The organism is Mesorhizobium sp. RSR380A (assembly GCF_054719385.1).
This window is the reverse complement of record NZ_JBTTIB010000001.1, coordinates 3,243,385-3,258,381: the sequence shown is the minus strand read 5'-3', so window position 1 is coordinate 3,258,381 and position 14,997 is coordinate 3,243,385. Positions and strand designations below refer to the sequence as shown.

The 14,997-nt window shown below is 63.0% G+C and carries 18 protein-coding genes; 2 read left to right on the top strand and 16 right to left on the bottom strand.

What is annotated here, in order from left to right:
• Positions 1–4: 4 nt before the first annotated feature.
• The 8 genes from ACYG9Z_RS15875 to ACYG9Z_RS15840 all read right to left on the bottom strand — a co-directional run bounded on the left by ACYG9Z_RS15875 (position 5) and on the right by ACYG9Z_RS15840 (position 8,093).
• Positions 5–1,483, bottom strand: a complete 1,479-nt coding sequence (locus tag ACYG9Z_RS15875; protein ID WP_023752502.1) for a mannitol dehydrogenase family protein — start codon at positions 1,481–1,483, stop codon at positions 5–7.
• Between the two features lie 46 nt (positions 1,484–1,529).
• Positions 1,530–2,297, bottom strand: a complete 768-nt coding sequence (locus tag ACYG9Z_RS15870) for an L-iditol 2-dehydrogenase (RefSeq protein ID WP_023752503.1) — start codon at positions 2,295–2,297, stop codon at positions 1,530–1,532.
• The gene (locus tag ACYG9Z_RS15865) at positions 2,294–3,298 is read right to left on the bottom strand and encodes an ABC transporter ATP-binding protein (protein WP_023689168.1); all 1,005 of its coding nucleotides are present in this window, start codon (positions 3,296–3,298) and stop codon (positions 2,294–2,296) included. Before ACYG9Z_RS15865 ends, ACYG9Z_RS15870 begins: the two co-directional genes overlap by 4 nt.
• A 48-nt stretch (positions 3,299–3,346) precedes the next feature.
• On the bottom strand, positions 3,347–4,171 hold the full coding sequence (locus tag ACYG9Z_RS15860) for a carbohydrate ABC transporter permease (protein ID WP_023671250.1): 825 nt from the start codon (positions 4,169–4,171) through the stop codon (positions 3,347–3,349).
• Between the two features lie 11 nt (positions 4,172–4,182).
• Positions 4,183–5,055, bottom strand: coding sequence for a carbohydrate ABC transporter permease (locus ACYG9Z_RS15855; protein ID WP_023711367.1), 873 nt, complete (start codon positions 5,053–5,055; stop codon positions 4,183–4,185).
• Positions 5,056–5,177: 122 nt separating this feature from the next.
• Positions 5,178–6,488 carry an ABC transporter substrate-binding protein gene (locus ACYG9Z_RS15850; protein ID WP_023746514.1) on the bottom strand — a complete coding sequence of 437 codons (1,311 nt, stop codon included), beginning with the start codon at positions 6,486–6,488 and terminating at the stop codon, positions 5,178–5,180.
• Positions 6,489–6,730: 242 nt separating this feature from the next.
• Positions 6,731–7,072, bottom strand: a complete 342-nt coding sequence (locus tag ACYG9Z_RS15845; RefSeq protein ID WP_155923262.1) for a hypothetical protein — start codon at positions 7,070–7,072, stop codon at positions 6,731–6,733.
• A gap of 112 nt (positions 7,073–7,184) precedes the next feature.
• Positions 7,185–8,093: a LysR substrate-binding domain-containing protein gene (locus ACYG9Z_RS15840; RefSeq protein WP_023671245.1), complete on the bottom strand. Its 909-nt coding sequence runs from the start codon at positions 8,091–8,093 to the stop codon at positions 7,185–7,187.
• 110 nt (positions 8,094–8,203) lie between these two features.
• Between ACYG9Z_RS15840 and ACYG9Z_RS15835 the strand changes: the two genes are divergently transcribed.
• Positions 8,204–8,389, top strand: a complete 186-nt coding sequence (locus tag ACYG9Z_RS15835) for a hypothetical protein (protein WP_023700462.1) — start codon at positions 8,204–8,206, stop codon at positions 8,387–8,389.
• Positions 8,390–8,424: 35 nt separating this feature from the next.
• Here the strand turns inward: ACYG9Z_RS15835 and ACYG9Z_RS15830 are convergent, their stop codons facing one another.
• Positions 8,425–9,384 carry a sugar-binding transcriptional regulator gene (locus tag ACYG9Z_RS15830; RefSeq protein ID WP_023752504.1) on the bottom strand — a complete coding sequence of 320 codons (960 nt, stop codon included), beginning with the start codon at positions 9,382–9,384 and terminating at the stop codon, positions 8,425–8,427.
• 219 nt (positions 9,385–9,603) lie between these two features.
• Between ACYG9Z_RS15830 and ACYG9Z_RS15825 the strand changes: the two genes are divergently transcribed.
• Entirely contained in the window at positions 9,604–10,236 is a 633-nt protein-coding gene (locus ACYG9Z_RS15825) for an HAD family hydrolase (RefSeq protein ID WP_023671242.1), read from the top strand.
• 294 nt (positions 10,237–10,530) lie between these two features.
• Here ACYG9Z_RS15825 and ACYG9Z_RS15820 read toward each other — a convergent pair whose 3' ends face one another.
• From ACYG9Z_RS15820 to ACYG9Z_RS15790, 7 genes are all read right to left on the bottom strand, one after another.
• Positions 10,531–11,298: a class II aldolase and adducin N-terminal domain-containing protein gene (locus ACYG9Z_RS15820; protein WP_023752505.1), complete on the bottom strand. Its 768-nt coding sequence runs from the start codon at positions 11,296–11,298 to the stop codon at positions 10,531–10,533.
• A 64-nt stretch (positions 11,299–11,362) separates the two neighbouring features.
• The gene (ureG, locus tag ACYG9Z_RS15815) at positions 11,363–11,995 is read right to left on the bottom strand and encodes an urease accessory protein UreG (protein ID WP_023695873.1); all 633 of its coding nucleotides are present in this window, start codon (positions 11,993–11,995) and stop codon (positions 11,363–11,365) included.
• Complete coding sequence (locus ACYG9Z_RS15810) at positions 11,992–12,432, bottom strand: DUF3995 domain-containing protein (RefSeq protein ID WP_023752506.1); 441 nt, start codon at positions 12,430–12,432, stop codon at positions 11,992–11,994. Before ACYG9Z_RS15810 ends, ureG begins: the two co-directional genes overlap by 4 nt.
• A complete protein-coding gene (locus ACYG9Z_RS15805; protein ID WP_023752507.1) occupies positions 12,429–13,100 on the bottom strand; it encodes an urease accessory protein UreF in 672 nt (223 codons plus the stop codon). The genes ACYG9Z_RS15810 and ACYG9Z_RS15805 overlap by 4 nt, the downstream gene beginning before the upstream one ends.
• On the bottom strand, positions 13,093–13,695 hold the full coding sequence (ureE, locus tag ACYG9Z_RS15800) for an urease accessory protein UreE (protein WP_023752508.1): 603 nt from the start codon (positions 13,693–13,695) through the stop codon (positions 13,093–13,095). Before ureE ends, ACYG9Z_RS15805 begins: the two co-directional genes overlap by 8 nt.
• Positions 13,692–14,297, bottom strand: a complete 606-nt coding sequence (locus ACYG9Z_RS15795) for a glutathione S-transferase family protein (RefSeq protein ID WP_023683600.1) — start codon at positions 14,295–14,297, stop codon at positions 13,692–13,694. Before ACYG9Z_RS15795 ends, ureE begins: the two co-directional genes overlap by 4 nt.
• A 42-nt stretch (positions 14,298–14,339) precedes the next feature.
• Positions 14,340–14,933, bottom strand: a complete 594-nt coding sequence (locus ACYG9Z_RS15790) for a hypothetical protein (RefSeq protein ID WP_023752509.1) — start codon at positions 14,931–14,933, stop codon at positions 14,340–14,342.
• Between the last annotated feature and the right edge of the window lie 64 nt (positions 14,934–14,997).

The following is a 14,997-nucleotide window of genomic DNA, read 5'->3' as shown; positions in this document are numbered from 1 at the left end:
GGCGTCAGAGCTTGCCGGAGATGTAGCGCGTCAGCGTCGCGCGCGTGCCATTCGCCCACAAGACGTTGAGCGCATGGGCAAAGGCCTCGGCGAACGGCGCCGAGCGGCCGACACCGCCATAGATATCCTCCATCGCAAGCCAGGCACCGGGCTTATCCTTCGCCGCCTTCGCGCTTGCCTGCAGCCGGTCCCAGCTGGGATCGTTGGCTTCGATGTCGGCGCCGCTGTCGGTGGTGCCGAAACAGTAGCGGCACCACAGCGCGGACTCGAGCGCCAGACCCGCGACGCCTTTGCCGGCCTTCAGCCGGTCGGCAATGGTCGGGATGATGAATTTCGGCTGCCGGTTGGAACCGTCGAGGCAGAGCCGGCGGATGGTGTCGCCGATCTTGGGGTTGGAAAAGCGCTGCTCGATGAGCTGATAATAATCCTCCAGCACGGTGTCCGGCACCGGTGGCACGGTCGGGATGATCTCGTCATGCTCGAGCTTGGCGAGGAAGCCGCGCACCAGCGGCTCCTGCATCGCCTCATGGACGAAATGGATGTCCATCAACCCTGCGGGATAAGCGATCGTGGCATGACCGCCATTGAGGATGCGGATCTTCATCAGCTCATAGGGCGCGACATCCCTCACGAATTGCACACCGACCTTTTCCAGCGGCGGGCGGCCGTCGGTGAAACGGTCTTCCAGCACCCATTGCTTGAACGGCTCGCAGAACACCGGCCAGTTGTCCTCGAGGCCGAACTCCGAGGCGAGAATACCGCGCTCGCGGTCGGAGGTGGCGGGGGTGATGCGGTCGACCATGCCGTTGGGAAAGGCGACATTGTCGCTGACCCAGTTCGCCAGATCCTCATCGATCAGGCGGGCGAGGCCGATGACGCCATCCGAGGTGACATGGCCGTTGTGAGGGATGTTGTCGCAGGACATGACGGTGAACGGCACGATGCCGTCGGCACGGCGGCGCTTCAGCCCGGCCAGGATGAGGCCGAACACCGTCTTCGGCGTCGTGCCTGCCTGTGCGTCGGCGACGATGTCGGGGTGGGTCGGGTTGAACTTGCCGGAGGCCGGATCGATGAAATAACCGCCTTCCGTGATGGTCAGCGAGACGATCTTGATCGCCGGATCGGCGAGCTGGTCGATGATGGCATCGGCATCGCCGGGCGTCAGGAAGTCGATCATGACGCCGGTGACGCGGGCGCTCATATGGTCGGAATCCTGCTCGACCACGGTGGTCAGCCAGTCCTGCTCCTGCAGCTTGGAACGGCCGATTTTTTCGCCCTCGAAGACCCCGGCGCCGACCAGAGCCCAGTCATGGCCGATCCCTGCATTGAAGAGATCGTCGAGATAGACCGCCTGATGCGACCGATGGAAATTGCCGACGCCGAAATGGACGATACCGGGTTTGAGCCTGGAGCGATCATATCTGGGACCGGCGACCTTGGCGGGGAGTTCCGAGAGGATCGAGGAGGAGAGTTTCACGGTCATTTTTCTACCCTTTTGGCCGGGCTGCGGCCTTCGTGATCCCGGCCCATCAACTCATCCATTGGCCGCCATCGACATTGTAGGTCTGGGCGACAATGTATTCGGCGTCGTCGCTGGCCAGGAACACCGCCATGCCGGTCAGGTCCTCCGGCTTGCCCATGCGGCCATAGGGCACGCCCTCGCCGACCAGCCGCTTCTTCTCGCCCTTCGCCCGGTTCTCATATTTGGCGAACAGCGCATCGACCTCATCCCACATGTCGCTGTCGACGACGCCGGGCGCGATGCCATTGACGTTGATGCGGTGCTTGATCAGATCGAGCCCGGCGGACTGGGTCAGCGAAATCACCGCGGCCTTGGTGGCGCAATAGACGGCGACCAGCGGCTCGCCGCGCCGTCCTGCCTGGCTGGCGATGTTGATGATCTTGCCGCCCTTGCCCCTTGCGATCATCGAACGCGCCGCTGCCTGCAGCATGAACAAGGTGCCGGCGACGTTGACGGAGAACAATTTGTCGTAGCTCGCTTTGGTGATCTCGACGATCGGCGCTAGGTCGAACAAGGCAGCATTGTTGATCAGTATGTCGAGGCCGCCGGTCTTTTCGACCGCCTTGACCGCCGCCTGGATCGAAGCAAGGTCGCTGACGTCGAGCCTGACCGGATAGGCGTTGGCGCCAATCTCGGCGGCGGTCTTTTCGGCAGCCGCCAGATTGATGTCGGCAATGGCCACCGTGGCACCTTCGCGCGTATAGGCTTCGGCAAAAGCCCTGCCGATGCCGCGCGCGGATCCGGTGATCAGCGCCGATTTGCCCGTCAGTCTCACTGCGTCAGCGCCTTTCCATCGGGGCCGAAGCGATGCATCCGGACCTTGTCGGGCGTCAGGTAGATGGTGTCGCCGTGGCGTACGGCCAGTTCGCCATCGGCGCGTACCGTCAGCGGACCGACGCCGTCGGCCTGGACATGCAGGAAGGTGTCGGAGCCCAGATGCTCGGCGACGCCGACAAGGGCTTTCCAGTCGCCCGCCGTGGTCGATATCCCCATATGCTCGGGACGAATGCCGATGGTCTTGGCGTTGTATTTGGCGGCTGGCGCACCTTCGATCAGGTTCATTTTCGGCGAACCGATGAAGCCGGCGACAAACAGGTTCTTCGGCGATTTGTAGAGTTCCATCGGCGAGCCGACCTGTTCGATGTTGCCGGCGTTGAGCACGACGATCTTGTCGGCCATGGTCATGGCTTCGATCTGGTCGTGGGTGACGTAGACCATCGTCGTCTTGAGCTGATGGTGCAGCTCGCTGATTTCGAGCCGCATGGTGCCGCGCAGTGCAGCATCGAGGTTGGACAGCGGCTCGTCGAACAGGAATGCCGAGGGCTGGCGCACGATGGCGCGGCCGATGGCGACGCGTTGCCGCTGGCCGCCGGAGAGCTGGCCGGGCCGGCGTTCGAGATAGTTGGTGAGGTTGAGGACCCGGGCTGCGTCCTTCACCTTCTTGTCGATCGTCGCCACATCCTCGCCCGCCATCTTCAGCGGGAAGCCGATGTTCTTGGCCACCGTCATATGCGGATAGAGCGCATAGGACTGGAATACCATGGCCAGCTTGCGCTTGGCCGGCGCCTCACCGGTGACGTCACGGCCATCGATGTTTATGGTGCCGCCGCTGGTGTCCTCGAGGCCGGCGATGAGGCGCAGCAGCGTGGACTTGCCGCAACCCGACGGCCCGACGAAGACGACGAACTCGCCATTCTCGATGACCAGGTCGAGACCTGGAATGATGACCGTCGATCCGAAATGCTTGGAGACGTTCTTGAGAGTGATGTTTCCCATGGTTTCCTCCCCCCGAAGGGTCTGGTGGATTGCTTCAGGCAAGGTTCGTTATTTTACCGCGCCGAATGTCAGGCCGCGCACCAACTGCTTCTGGCTGAACCAGCCCATGATCAGGATGGGGGCGATGGCCAGCGTCGAGGCCGCCGAAAGCTTGGCCCAGAACAGGCCTTGCGGGCTTGAGAACGAACTGATGAAGGCCGTCAGCGGCGCCGCCTCGGTGGTGGTCAGGCGGATGGTCCAGAACGCTTCGTTCCACGCCAGGATGATGTTGAGCAGCATGGTCGAGGCGATGCCCGGCACGGCCATGGGGGTCAGCACATAAACGATCTCGCCCCACAGGGTGGCGCCGTCCATGCGTGCCGCTTCCAGGATCTCGCCGGGGATTTCGCGGAAGTAGGTGTAGAGCATCCAGATCACGATCGGCAGGTTGATCAGCATCAGCATGATCATCAGGCCGATGCGGCTGTCGAGCAGTCCGGCATCGCGGAAGATGAGGTAGATCGGGAACAGCACGGCAACCGCCGGCATCATCTTGGTCGAGAGCATCCACATCAGGATGTCCTTGGTCCACTTGCCCGGCGAGAAGGCCATCGACCAGGCGGCCGGAACCGCGACTATCAGGGCCAGGATGGTCGAGCCGACCGAGAGCAGCACCGAGTTGAAGAAGAACTTGAAGTAGCCGCTCTGCGCCTGGACCTCGGTATAGCTCTCGAACGTCCCCGACGGGATCAGCGCGAAGCCCTGGATGGCCTCCTGCTCCGACTTGAACGAGGTGATGATCGTGTAGAGGATCGGGAAGAAGATCAGCAGCGCGACGATCCAGGCGGCGCCTGTCGCAATGACCTTGTGTTGGGTGGTGACTGCACGTGCCATCGTATCCTCCCTTACTTGTCCAGGTTCTTGCCCACCGCGCGCATGGCGAAGAAGGCGACGATGTTGGCGAGAATGACGGCGATGACACCGCCGGCCGATGCCTGGCCGATTTTGAACTCCAGCAATGCCTTCTGGTAGACGAGGAAGGGCAGGTTGGTGGAGGCATAGCCGGGTCCGCCATTGGTGGTGACCAGGATTTCGGCATAGACCGACAGCAGGAAGATGGTCTGGATCAGGATGACGACGGTGATGGCGCGCGACATGTGCGGCAGCGTCAGATAGATGAAGCGGCTGACGAAGCCGGCGCCGTCCATCTCGGCGGCTTCCTTCTGCTCGCCGTCGAGCGACTGCAATGCGGTCAGCAGGATCAGCGTGGCGAAGGGAAGCCATTGCCAGGCGACGATGATGATGATGGCCAGCATCGGATGCTGCCCGAACCAGTCGATCGGTTGAGCCCCGAAGAAGCGCGCAATGTCGGCAAAGACGCCGTATTGCGGGTGCATGATCATGTTCTTCCAGACAAGTGCAGCCACCGGCGGCATGACGAAGAACGGAGAGATGACGAGGATGCGGACGATCCCCTGTCCCCACATCGGCTGATCGATCAACAGCGCCAGCATGATGCCGCCGATCACGGTGATCAGCAGCACGCTGCCGACCAGGACGAGCGTGTTCAGGATCGATTGCAGGAATGCCGGGTTGGAATAGAACAGCGAGTAGTTCGAGAACCAGACGAAGCCGTCGCGGATCGGGTTCAGCGGATTGTATTGCTGGAAGGAGAACCAGAAGGTGATGACCAGCGGCACGATCATCCAGACGAACAGCAACACGACGGACGGCGCCATCATGAAGCGGGCAAGCGAACGGGTCTGCTGAGTAGCCATGACGGTCACCCTTCACTAGTCGGACTGAATTTTCACAGCGGGGAAAAAGCGGCCGCCCGAACTGGGACTCGGGCGGCCATCGCCGGTCAGGAGGCGACCGGCGTTCGGCACCGGGAGGAGCCTTACTTGATATAACCGCCTTCGGTCATGGTCGCCGTGGCGGCGTCCTGCGCCTGCTTGAGCGCGTCGTCTACGCTGGTCTGGCCGGCGAGCGCCGCCGAGAACAGCTGGCCAACGGTTGTGCCGAGGCCCTGGAACTCAGGAATGGCGACGAACTGCACACCGACATAGGGCACCGGCTTGACCGTCGGATGCGCCGGATCGGCGGCATTGATCGAGTCCAGCGTCATCTTGGCGAACGGGGCCGCCTTCTGGTACTCGGGATTGGCGTAGAGCGAGGAACGCGTTCCCGGAGGAACGTTGGCCCAGCCTTCCTTGGAAGCGACCAGTTCGGCATAGTGCTTGCTGGTCGCCCATGAGACGAACTTCTGGGCGGATTCCGCCTTCTGCGTGCCTGCGGGGATCGCCAGCGACCATGCCCAGAGCCAGTTGGCGCGCTTGCCGAGGCCATTGTCCGGCGCCAAAGCATAACCGACCTTGTCGGCCACCTTCGAGGCCTTCGGATCCGAGACGAAGGACGCCGCCACGGTGGCGTCGATCCACATGCCGCACTTGCCTTGCTGGAACAGAGCCAGATTCTCGTTGAAGCCGTTGGACGAAGCGCCTTCCGGACCGTCGGCCTTCATCAGGTCGACATAGAACTGCAGTGTGTTCTTCCATTCCGGTTGGTCGAACTGCGGCTTCCAGTTCTCGTCGAACCAGCGGGCGCCAAACGAGTTGGACATGGCCGTCAGGAACGCCGTGTTCTCGCCCCAGCCGGCCTTGCCGCGCAGGCATACGCCGTTCACGCCATTGGCGCGGTCGGTCATCTTGTCGGCCGCCTGCTTGATGAAGTCCCACGTCGGGGCATCGGGCATGGTCAGCCCGGCCTTCTCGATCAGGTCCTTGCGGTACATGACGAAGGAGCTTTCGCCGTAGAAGGGCGCGGCATAGAGCTTGCCGTCGACCGAGAGGCCGCCGGCGATGGCCGGGATGATGTCCTTGGCGTCATAGTCGTCGCCGAGCTTGTCGAGCGGCAACAGCCAGCTCTGCTTGGCCCAGATCGGAACCTCGTAGGTGCCGATCGTCATCACGTCATACTGGCCGCCCTTGGTTGCGATGTCGGTGGTGACGCGCTCGCGCAGCACGTTCTCTTCGAGCGTGACCCAGTTCAGCTGGATGTCGGGGTTCGCCTTGGTGAAGTCGTCCGTCAGCTTTTGCATGCGGACCATGTCGCCATTGTTGACCGTGGCGATGGTGATGGATTCGGCGTGTGCGGCAAAAGCGAAAGCGCTGGCCGACAACAAGCCCAGGGTGAGCGTGCGCAGTTTCATCAAATTCCTCCCATGAACCAAGATGAGCATTTGCCTTGGTAATGGGCAATTACTCACTTGGCATAAATTATGTCAAGCCGGATTCGATGCTGCAGCGCAGCACGCAAGGCGGAGCGCGGCGTTGCGCGCGTAGAGGATATTGAACGGATTTGGGAAGCTGTTTGCAGGGGATGTGAGAGCGCGTTGATGCCGACCCATCGCAACCCAATCGTCGCGCCAGGGGAGCGATAGGGCCGAGTCCATCAGCCGTGGGACGGGTAGCTTCCCACGGAATATTCGAAAACCCTGCCGTCGCGTGTTTGCTTGGCTCTGGTCAGCACTTCCGTCACCTGGATCCAGCTGGGCTCGTCCTTGCGCAGCCTAACTTCCCGGCCGATTGCCTTCACGGCAGCTTGAAACGGCGTAAATGCTTCGATCACCTGCGTGGTGCGCACGGTGTTGTTTTCAATTTCTTCGACGCGATAGACTTTCATCAGCCGGCTGATCGACCCTGTTTCAATCTGCAGACGATTGATCCTGCTCAATTGGGTCGTCACAAGCACAAGCCTATGCCGGGCGAGTGATATCGACAGCGTTTTTGTCAAGCTTGGTTAACCGGGTGGCCCGATCGCAGCTGTTTGTCCGCGAAAGCGAGCATTCGTCGCGGATCCATGGCTCGCTTTGCATCTCGGAAATCAATCCGCGAATCGCTCGCCCTCAGGCGCAGGCGATCTCGGCCAGGATCCAGTCCCGGAAGGCTTTTATCTTCGGCACGTTGCGACGCGCCGTCGGGTAGACCAGCCAATAGGCGTGGCCGTCGTCGCCGACCAGGTCGAAGGGCTGGATCAGGCGGCCGGCGGCGAGCTCGGTCTTGAACAATGCGGTGGTCAGGATCGCCACACCATGGCCGGCGATGGCCGCGTTCGCCTCATAGGCCTGCGCGCCCATGCTGGTGCCGGTGCGCCTGGCAAGTTCGTCCGCCGGGACGCCGGCAAGGGCGAACCATTCCCGCCACCAGATGTCGCCGGGATCGAGAATGGGCAGCTTGAACAGGTCGGCGGGTTCGTGGACGCCACCTATGGTGGCAGCGAGTGCCGGGCTCAGCACCGGGGTGAAATCGGCCTTGAACAAAAGATGGGTCTCCACTCCAGGCCACTTGCCGCTGCCGGAGCGGATAGCGATGTCCATGTCCTCGCGGGCAAAATCGATCACCCTGTTCGAGGTATCGACGCGCACCGCCAGCGACGGATGCGCGACCTGGAAGGAGCCGAGGTGCTGCGCCAGCCAGTTCGAGGCAAAGGTCAGCAGCGTCGAGACGCACAGCACACCATCGGCGCCCCCACGCGCGGCGGAATAGGCGCTTGAGAGCAGGCTGAACGCCTCGCTGACGGCGGGCGCCAGGCGCTGGCCGGGTTCCGTCAGCACAATCTGGCGCGGCTGGCGCAGGAACAGCGGCGAACCGATGCGCTCTTCCAGAAGCTTGATCTGGTAGCTGGCGGCGGCCTGCGTCATGCCGAGTTCCTGCGCGGCCTTGGTGAAGGAGAGATGCCGCGCGACGGCTTCGAACACCCTGATGGCCTGCAGCGGCGGCAACTGGGCGAGCTGTGGTGCCTTGAGATCGGGCATAAGCCCTCCTTATGGGTCGTGATCGACGTTTGATTGGCGGCAAGAGCCAATCAGGCCGATATCTGGTGTCAACGATCAATCAAGTTCAAGCATAGCGGAGGCTGAAGATCATGACCACGGCACAGCAAAAACTCCATTCCACCCCGGCGCAGAGCTGGTTTTCCCTGCTGGTGCATGAATTTTCCCTGCTTGTGCACCGCCGGCGCGGCTACGTCGACGTCCGGGAGTTGTCGCCGCATCTGCAGCGCGACATGGGTTTTCTCGACGGCAACGACCCGTCCGGGCGCTGCAAATAAACGTGTTGGATTTTATCGATGGGCCGCTTAATCTATCAGGAACTGTCGAGCAAGGCCGTGGCGGTCCGCTCGTCGGTGATGAGGCCATTGACCAGCCGGCGGTTCACAGCGGCCAGGATGCCCGGCAATTTGCGCTCGCCCATGGCGAGCGCAATGACCAGCGACTTTTCGCGTGACGGCAAGGCTGCCGACGATACCCGGTCGTTGGTGATGCCCTCGATCATGCGGCCTTCCCGATCGAACACCCAGCCGACGATCTCGGCGACGCCGCCAGCCTTTTGCAACGCCTTCAGCTCGCTTTCCGAGATAAAACCGTCCTCGTAGAGCGGCGCCTTCGGGCCGAGATCGCCGATGCCGACAAAGGTCACGTCGGCTTCCGCTGCCAGCGCCAGCGTCGGTTGGATCATCGGCTGGGCAAGCAGCATCTCGCGCTCTTCCGGCGACGAGGCGATGACCGGCAGCGGCATCGGGAACGAGCGCGCCTTGACCCGGTCGGCCATGGTGAAGATGACGTTGTAGAAGGCGGCCGAACCGTCGGGCGAGATGTTGCCGGTCAAGGACACAACCTTGTGCTGCGAGCATTCCATCGGCGGCAATTGCTCGATCGCCGCCTTCAGCGTGCGGCCGGTGCCGATGGCCAAGACGATGGGCGTCGGTGACCGCAGCCGCCGCTCGATCTCGGCCGCGGCCGCCTCGGCAATGCCGATCGTGGTCGAGGATGAGGTCGGATCGCTCGGCACCACTTCGACCAGGTCGAGCGCGAAGCGCGACTTCAGCCTTGCGGCAAGGTCGAGGCAATTGGCGATCGGGTGGTCGACCCGCACCTTGATCAGCCCCTCCGACACCGCCAGCGACACCAGCCGCTGCGCCGTCTGCCGGGAAATGCCGAGCGTGGCGGCGATCTGGTCCTGGGTGTTGCCGGCAACATAATAAAGCCAGCCGGCGCGCGCTGCCTCGTCCAGCCTGCTGCTGCCGCCATCTTGTCGCGAATTCAAAATGTGCCTCCAGCCCTGCCCCTTGGCGCGCCCTTGGGCGAAGCGTCATAGTCTTGCAGGGAATGTGTCGGCGCGCAATTGTCTATCGGCAGGGCAATTGCTTGCTGCTTCGATCCGGCCGCCGCGCGGCAACTAACCCAGCGAAAATCGCCAGCGGACGGGCTCGGCGGTTTATCTCCTGATACAAACGCTTTAAGGGGATCGGCAAAGGAGCCTCGCATGACGCCGAAAGCGGTTTTCTGGGATATGGACGGCACGCTGGTCGACAGCGAGCCGCTGCATGAGGCGGCCTTGGTGGCGGCGCTGCGCAGCGTCGGTATCACGCCGCCGGCCGACCTGCATGAGCGGGTGCTGGGCGTCGCCGCCGCACCGGTCTACGAGATGCTGCGCAGCGAGTTCGGCCTCGACCTGCCCTTCGACGACTGGATCGTGCGCAAATACGATCACTACATGCCGATGGCCGAGACGCTGAAGCCGCGCCCCGGCGCGATCGAAGTGTTCAACGAGTTGCGCGCGCTCGGCGTGCAGCAGGCGGTGGTGTCCAATTCCGACCGGGTGATCGTCGATGCAAATCTGAGCGCCGTCGGCCTGATCTATCCCGGCATGCGCACGATCAGCCGAAACGACGTGCGCGAAGGCAAGCCGCATCCCGAACCGTTCCTGCGCGCCGCATGGCTGGCCGGCGTCGATCCTTCAGACGCGGTGGCCGTCGACGACAGCGTTACCGGCGCCACATCAGGCCTGGCCGCGGGGATGCGGACGATCTTCTGGCCGGAAGCGCCGATGGCAGGACCGAAGGGCGCTGTCGTGATCAACAGTGCGGAAGAGTTGCGGGCTCAGTTGGGACTCTGAGTGAGCCTATGAACGTCGGCGCTGCCCCTCATCCTCCCTTCAGCTTGGCCATGCATTGTCTAATGTTGCGCTGGTCGACCCCCACTCCGTCTCGGCTTCGCCGAGCCAAGCTTTTTGCCGTCAAACGCTCGTCCAGAAAGCTCCCTTCCTTTCCCTCCGGAGGAGGGAAAGGTGGCGCTGCGAAGCAGCGACGGATTGGGGGAACCACCTGGCAACCAAGCCTTACGCCGATCAGTCATAACAAATCACAGAAGGTGAGTGCGTAGCGTAAACGGGAGAAGCACGGATGGTCGCTTAGCTCCGGTACACCGGCTCCTCCTCGTCGAGGATCGCCTTCAGTTCGGCGAGATGACGCTCCGCCTGGCCGGGATAGTCGTCCATCTCGCTGGCGGCCTTTTCGGCAATGGCGTCGGAGAGCGTGCGCAGCGGCCGGCCGGTCCACAGCGCCTTGATGTAGGTTTCGGCGGCGCGCTCGAAATAGAACATGCGGTTGAAGGCGTCGGCGACGGTGTCGCCGATGACCATGACGCCGTGATTGCCCATCACCATCACTTTGACTTTCGGGTCAATGAGCAGTTGCGAGCAGCGCTCACCTTCTTCCTCGAACGCCAGCCCGCCATAATGGGCATCGACGACGTGGCGGTTGAAGAACATGGCCGAGTTCTGATCGATCGGCGGCAGGGTCGAGTCGGCCAGCGATGCCAGCACGGTGGCGTGGATGGAATGCACATGCATGGCGCAGCGCGCATGCGGCACGTTGCGATGGATGGCGCCGTGCAGGCCCCATGCGGTCGGGTCAGGCGCATTCGGGCCGGTCAGCGTGTCGGGATCGTTGGCGTCGATCAGCAAAAGGTCGCTCGCCTTGATGCGCGAGAAATGCACCTGGTTGGGGTTCATCAGGAATTTGGTGCCGTCCTCATCGACCGACAGCGAGAAGTGATTGGCCACCGCCTCATGCATATTGAGCCGCGCCGTCCAGCGGAAGGCAGCGGCAAGATCGACGCGCTCCTCATAATAGGGCAGGTTGGTCAGCGTTTCCTTCTGCAGGCGGGCGATGCTCATCTGAAACCTCCGTTTTCGAGAGAATGCCGCGCGAAGAGCCGACCAGCAACCGGTAAATACTGGGTCAGGCGGCCGAGCGAGCCGACTGCAGCCCGCCATGCTCGACGATGAAGTCGATGACTTCCTGCAGGCCCTTGCCGCGCGACAGGTCGGTGAAGCCGAACGGGCGCTTGCCGCGCATGCGGGCGGCGTCGCTCTCCATGACATCGAGGTTGACGTTCACATAGGGCGCCAGATCGCTCTTGTTGATGACGAGGAAATCGGAGCGGGTGATCGCCGGCCCGCCCTTCCTGGGGATTTCCTCGCCCTGGCAGACCGAGATGACATAGAGGGTCAGATCCGCAAGATCCGGCGAGAAGGTGGCGGCGAGGTTGTCGCCGCCGGATTCGATGAAGACGATGTCGAGATCGGGAAACTTTTTGTTCAGTCCGGCGATCGCCTGCAGATTGATCGAGGCGTCCTCACGAATGGCGGTGTGCGGGCAGCCGCCGGTCTCCACCCCGACGATACGGTCCTCAGGCAGTGCCTGCAGCCGGGCCAGCATCATGGCGTCTTCCTTGGTGTAGATGTCGTTGGTGACGACGGCGATGGAGAAGTCGTCACGCAGCGCCTTGCAGAGCTTTTCGGTGAGCGTCGTCTTGCCGGAGCCGACAGGACCGCCGATGCCGATGCGAAGGGGACCATTAGCCTGGGTCATGCCGAAAACTCCGTGATGGCGAGGATTGCGAAGCTGAGCCCGATCAACAGGCAGAGCGGAGAATAAAAGCTGACATCGAGTCGCGCAAAAGGCTGCTCCGGCGCCAGCCGGCGCCACCAGGGCGTGAAACCGGCAATGCCGCGGCCGAGGAAGACCAGCCCTATGAGCAGCGCCGTGGCGGCAAGGCCTTCCCTTGGAAAGGGGGAGGCGAAGACCCCTGTCAGCGCCAGCGGCCACAGGGTCGCGAGGCACAGGCACGCGGCAACGGCGAAACAGGCAAAAGGCGTCGGCATCTCGTCGACGCCGCGAAAGCCGACGACGGCGTGGGCGCAGGAGACGCCGTCCCTGCCCGGCCAGATGCCGCCAAGGCCCCAATAGACATGCAGCGCGGTGATCAGCAGCAGGACGGCCGAGAGGGCGAAGGCGAGGACGATCATGAGCGGAACAGCCTGGAATACTGCGTCTCGTGCTTCATCGCCATGATGTCGGAGATGAAGGCGCAGCCGCCGAGATCGTCCAATGTGGAGCCGGCGGCGCGCGCGGCCGTCGACAGCGCCAACGGTTCGAAGCCGGGGAGCAAGGCCATGGCGTCCGTCTGGCCGACGATGCCGAGTCGGATCGCCGCCTGGACGAGGTTGGAGAAGAAGGCCTGCAGGAAGGCCGACATCGCGTCCTGAAGCGCGATGCCGTTGCCGCCGGCAACGGCGCCGACGGCGACACAGTAGGCGCATTCGGCCGGCAGGCGGCCCAACACCGGATTCGCCCACGCCGCTGCCGCTTTCAGGAAGGCGGAGCCTTGCAGCATGGTTTCGGTGTGGCGCTCACGCGAGCCGGCCAGCGCTTCGGCGAGATCGGCAATTTCATGGAGGTCGCCGCCGTCGCGGGCGCGGCGCCAGCTTTCCGCGAAGAGCACGGCGTCGTTCCAGCCCGAGCCCATCTCGACCAGCGTCTCCAGCCAGCCGGCGAGGCTGGCGGTATCGGCAACCAGCCCGTCTTGCACGGCGCGTTCGAGACCATGGCTGTAGGCAAAGCCGCCGACCGGAAAGGCCGGCGACAGCCACGCCATGAGCCGCAGCAAAGCGATGCCGGATGGCTGGTCAGTCATGATCGTGATGATGCCCGTCATGGGAATGGCTGTGCGAATGCGACTCGCTGTGTGCGTGGGAACGTCCATCATGGGAATGCGCTTCGGCGTGCGCATGCGCATGGCCATGATCGTGACCATGCGCACCTTGGGCGGAATAGGCGCCGCGCACCGGCTTGAACGGTTCGGAGACTTCGCGGACCGTGGCGCCCAGCCCTTCCAGCATAGCCTTGATGACATGGTCGCGCAGGATCAGGATGCGGCCGGGCTCGATCGCTGCCGCCAGATGGCGGTTGCCGATATGCCAGGCAAGCTCCGTCAGATGCACCGCGTCGCGGGCGCGGATATCATAGACCTCTTCGGGTGCCGCGGTGATCTCGACCTGGCCGCCATCCTCCAACACCAGCCGGTCGCCATCGTTCAAGGTCACGGGTTCGGGCAGGTCGACCAGCACCTTGCTGCCGTCGGCAAGCTCAATGGCGCGGCGGCGCAAATGACGCTCGTCATGGGGCAGGACGGCACGGCCGGATGGCGGCGAAGTTCCGGCAGTGCCGGCAGGCACCACCGAGACGGCCCGGGGCAACTTGGTGAAGTCGGTGTTCAGGTTGAGTTTCATCGCATGGCTCCACCGTTAGCCTGGGCTCTCGCACGGGCAGGCCGCGCCAGGACGCGGTCGAAATACGCGTTGACGCGCTCGGATTCGATCGGAAATTTTCCGGCGCGGGCCCAGCCGCCCATGTCGCCCAACAGCACGTCGACGGCGGAAAACCGGTCGCCCAGCGCAAACTCCCGATCCCCCAGCCGGCCGTCGAGCGCCTTGGCCTCCGAGGCGAAATCGTAGGCGGCGGCGGGGCCGACATCGACCCGCACGTCCTTCGGCAACAGGAAGCGGTGGCGCAGCTTGTTCCACAGCGGCGCTTCGAACTCGGACTGGGCAAAATGCATCCAGGAATCCATTTCGGCGCGTCCGGCCACACCTGGATTGGCGCCCATGCCTTTGTCGGCGTGCTTGTCGGCGAGATAGACGCAGATCGCCGCCGAATCCGTCACCGTCAGTTCGCCATCGATCAGGATCGGCACCTTGCCCGACGGGTTGAGCGCATAGGCTTCCGGCGAGCGCAATTTGACCTCGACGAATTCATAGGGCTGCCCGAGTTCCTCAAGCATCCACAGAACGCGGCTGACGCGGGAGCCACGCGATCCGATAGCCTTGTACATGGTCGAACCCTCTTTCCTGCGACCCTAAACCATAGCCACTGTTCAGACGATGGTGTCGAAGAGCCGCAGGATGAACGATATCTGATAGATCAGCGTGCCGACGACGAAGGCGATGTGGAAGCGGCGGTCGCGCACCAGTATGGCGGCTATGCACAACACCACGAAAACCGGCGTTCGGAACAGATATTCATTGCCGTAGCGGGCGAAATGCTCGGGACCTTTCAGCAGCGTGTCGACAACATCGAGCAGATAGGTGGCCGCCAGCAGGCCGAAGAACCAGCCACGGCGCGAATAGAAGAAATCCTCGTAGCTGGTGTAGTCGAGCATCGAATCCGGAAACAGCAGCGCGCACAGCAGGAACAGCGTGATGGCGTAGAAGATCAGGAACAGGTACTTGCCGAAAGTCCAGACCTCTATGGTGTAGAGGCCGAACTCCCACCACCAGAAATGCACCAGCAGCAACAGCATGGAGGCGACCCAGCCGAGGTGCACGGGATAGAGCCTGTACTGGCCGGGATGCTGGACGATTCGCGCCACCCCCGACAGCAGGCGAGCGACGCCAAGTCCGATCACCATGCCCATGACGATGCGGATATGCGGGAAGATGTCGTGGGCGGAGGCTATTTCGGTGACCATGACCTGCTACGCGGTTTCTTTGAGCCGCATATTGCGGTGGGACCGACCGGCTCGCAATGGAATT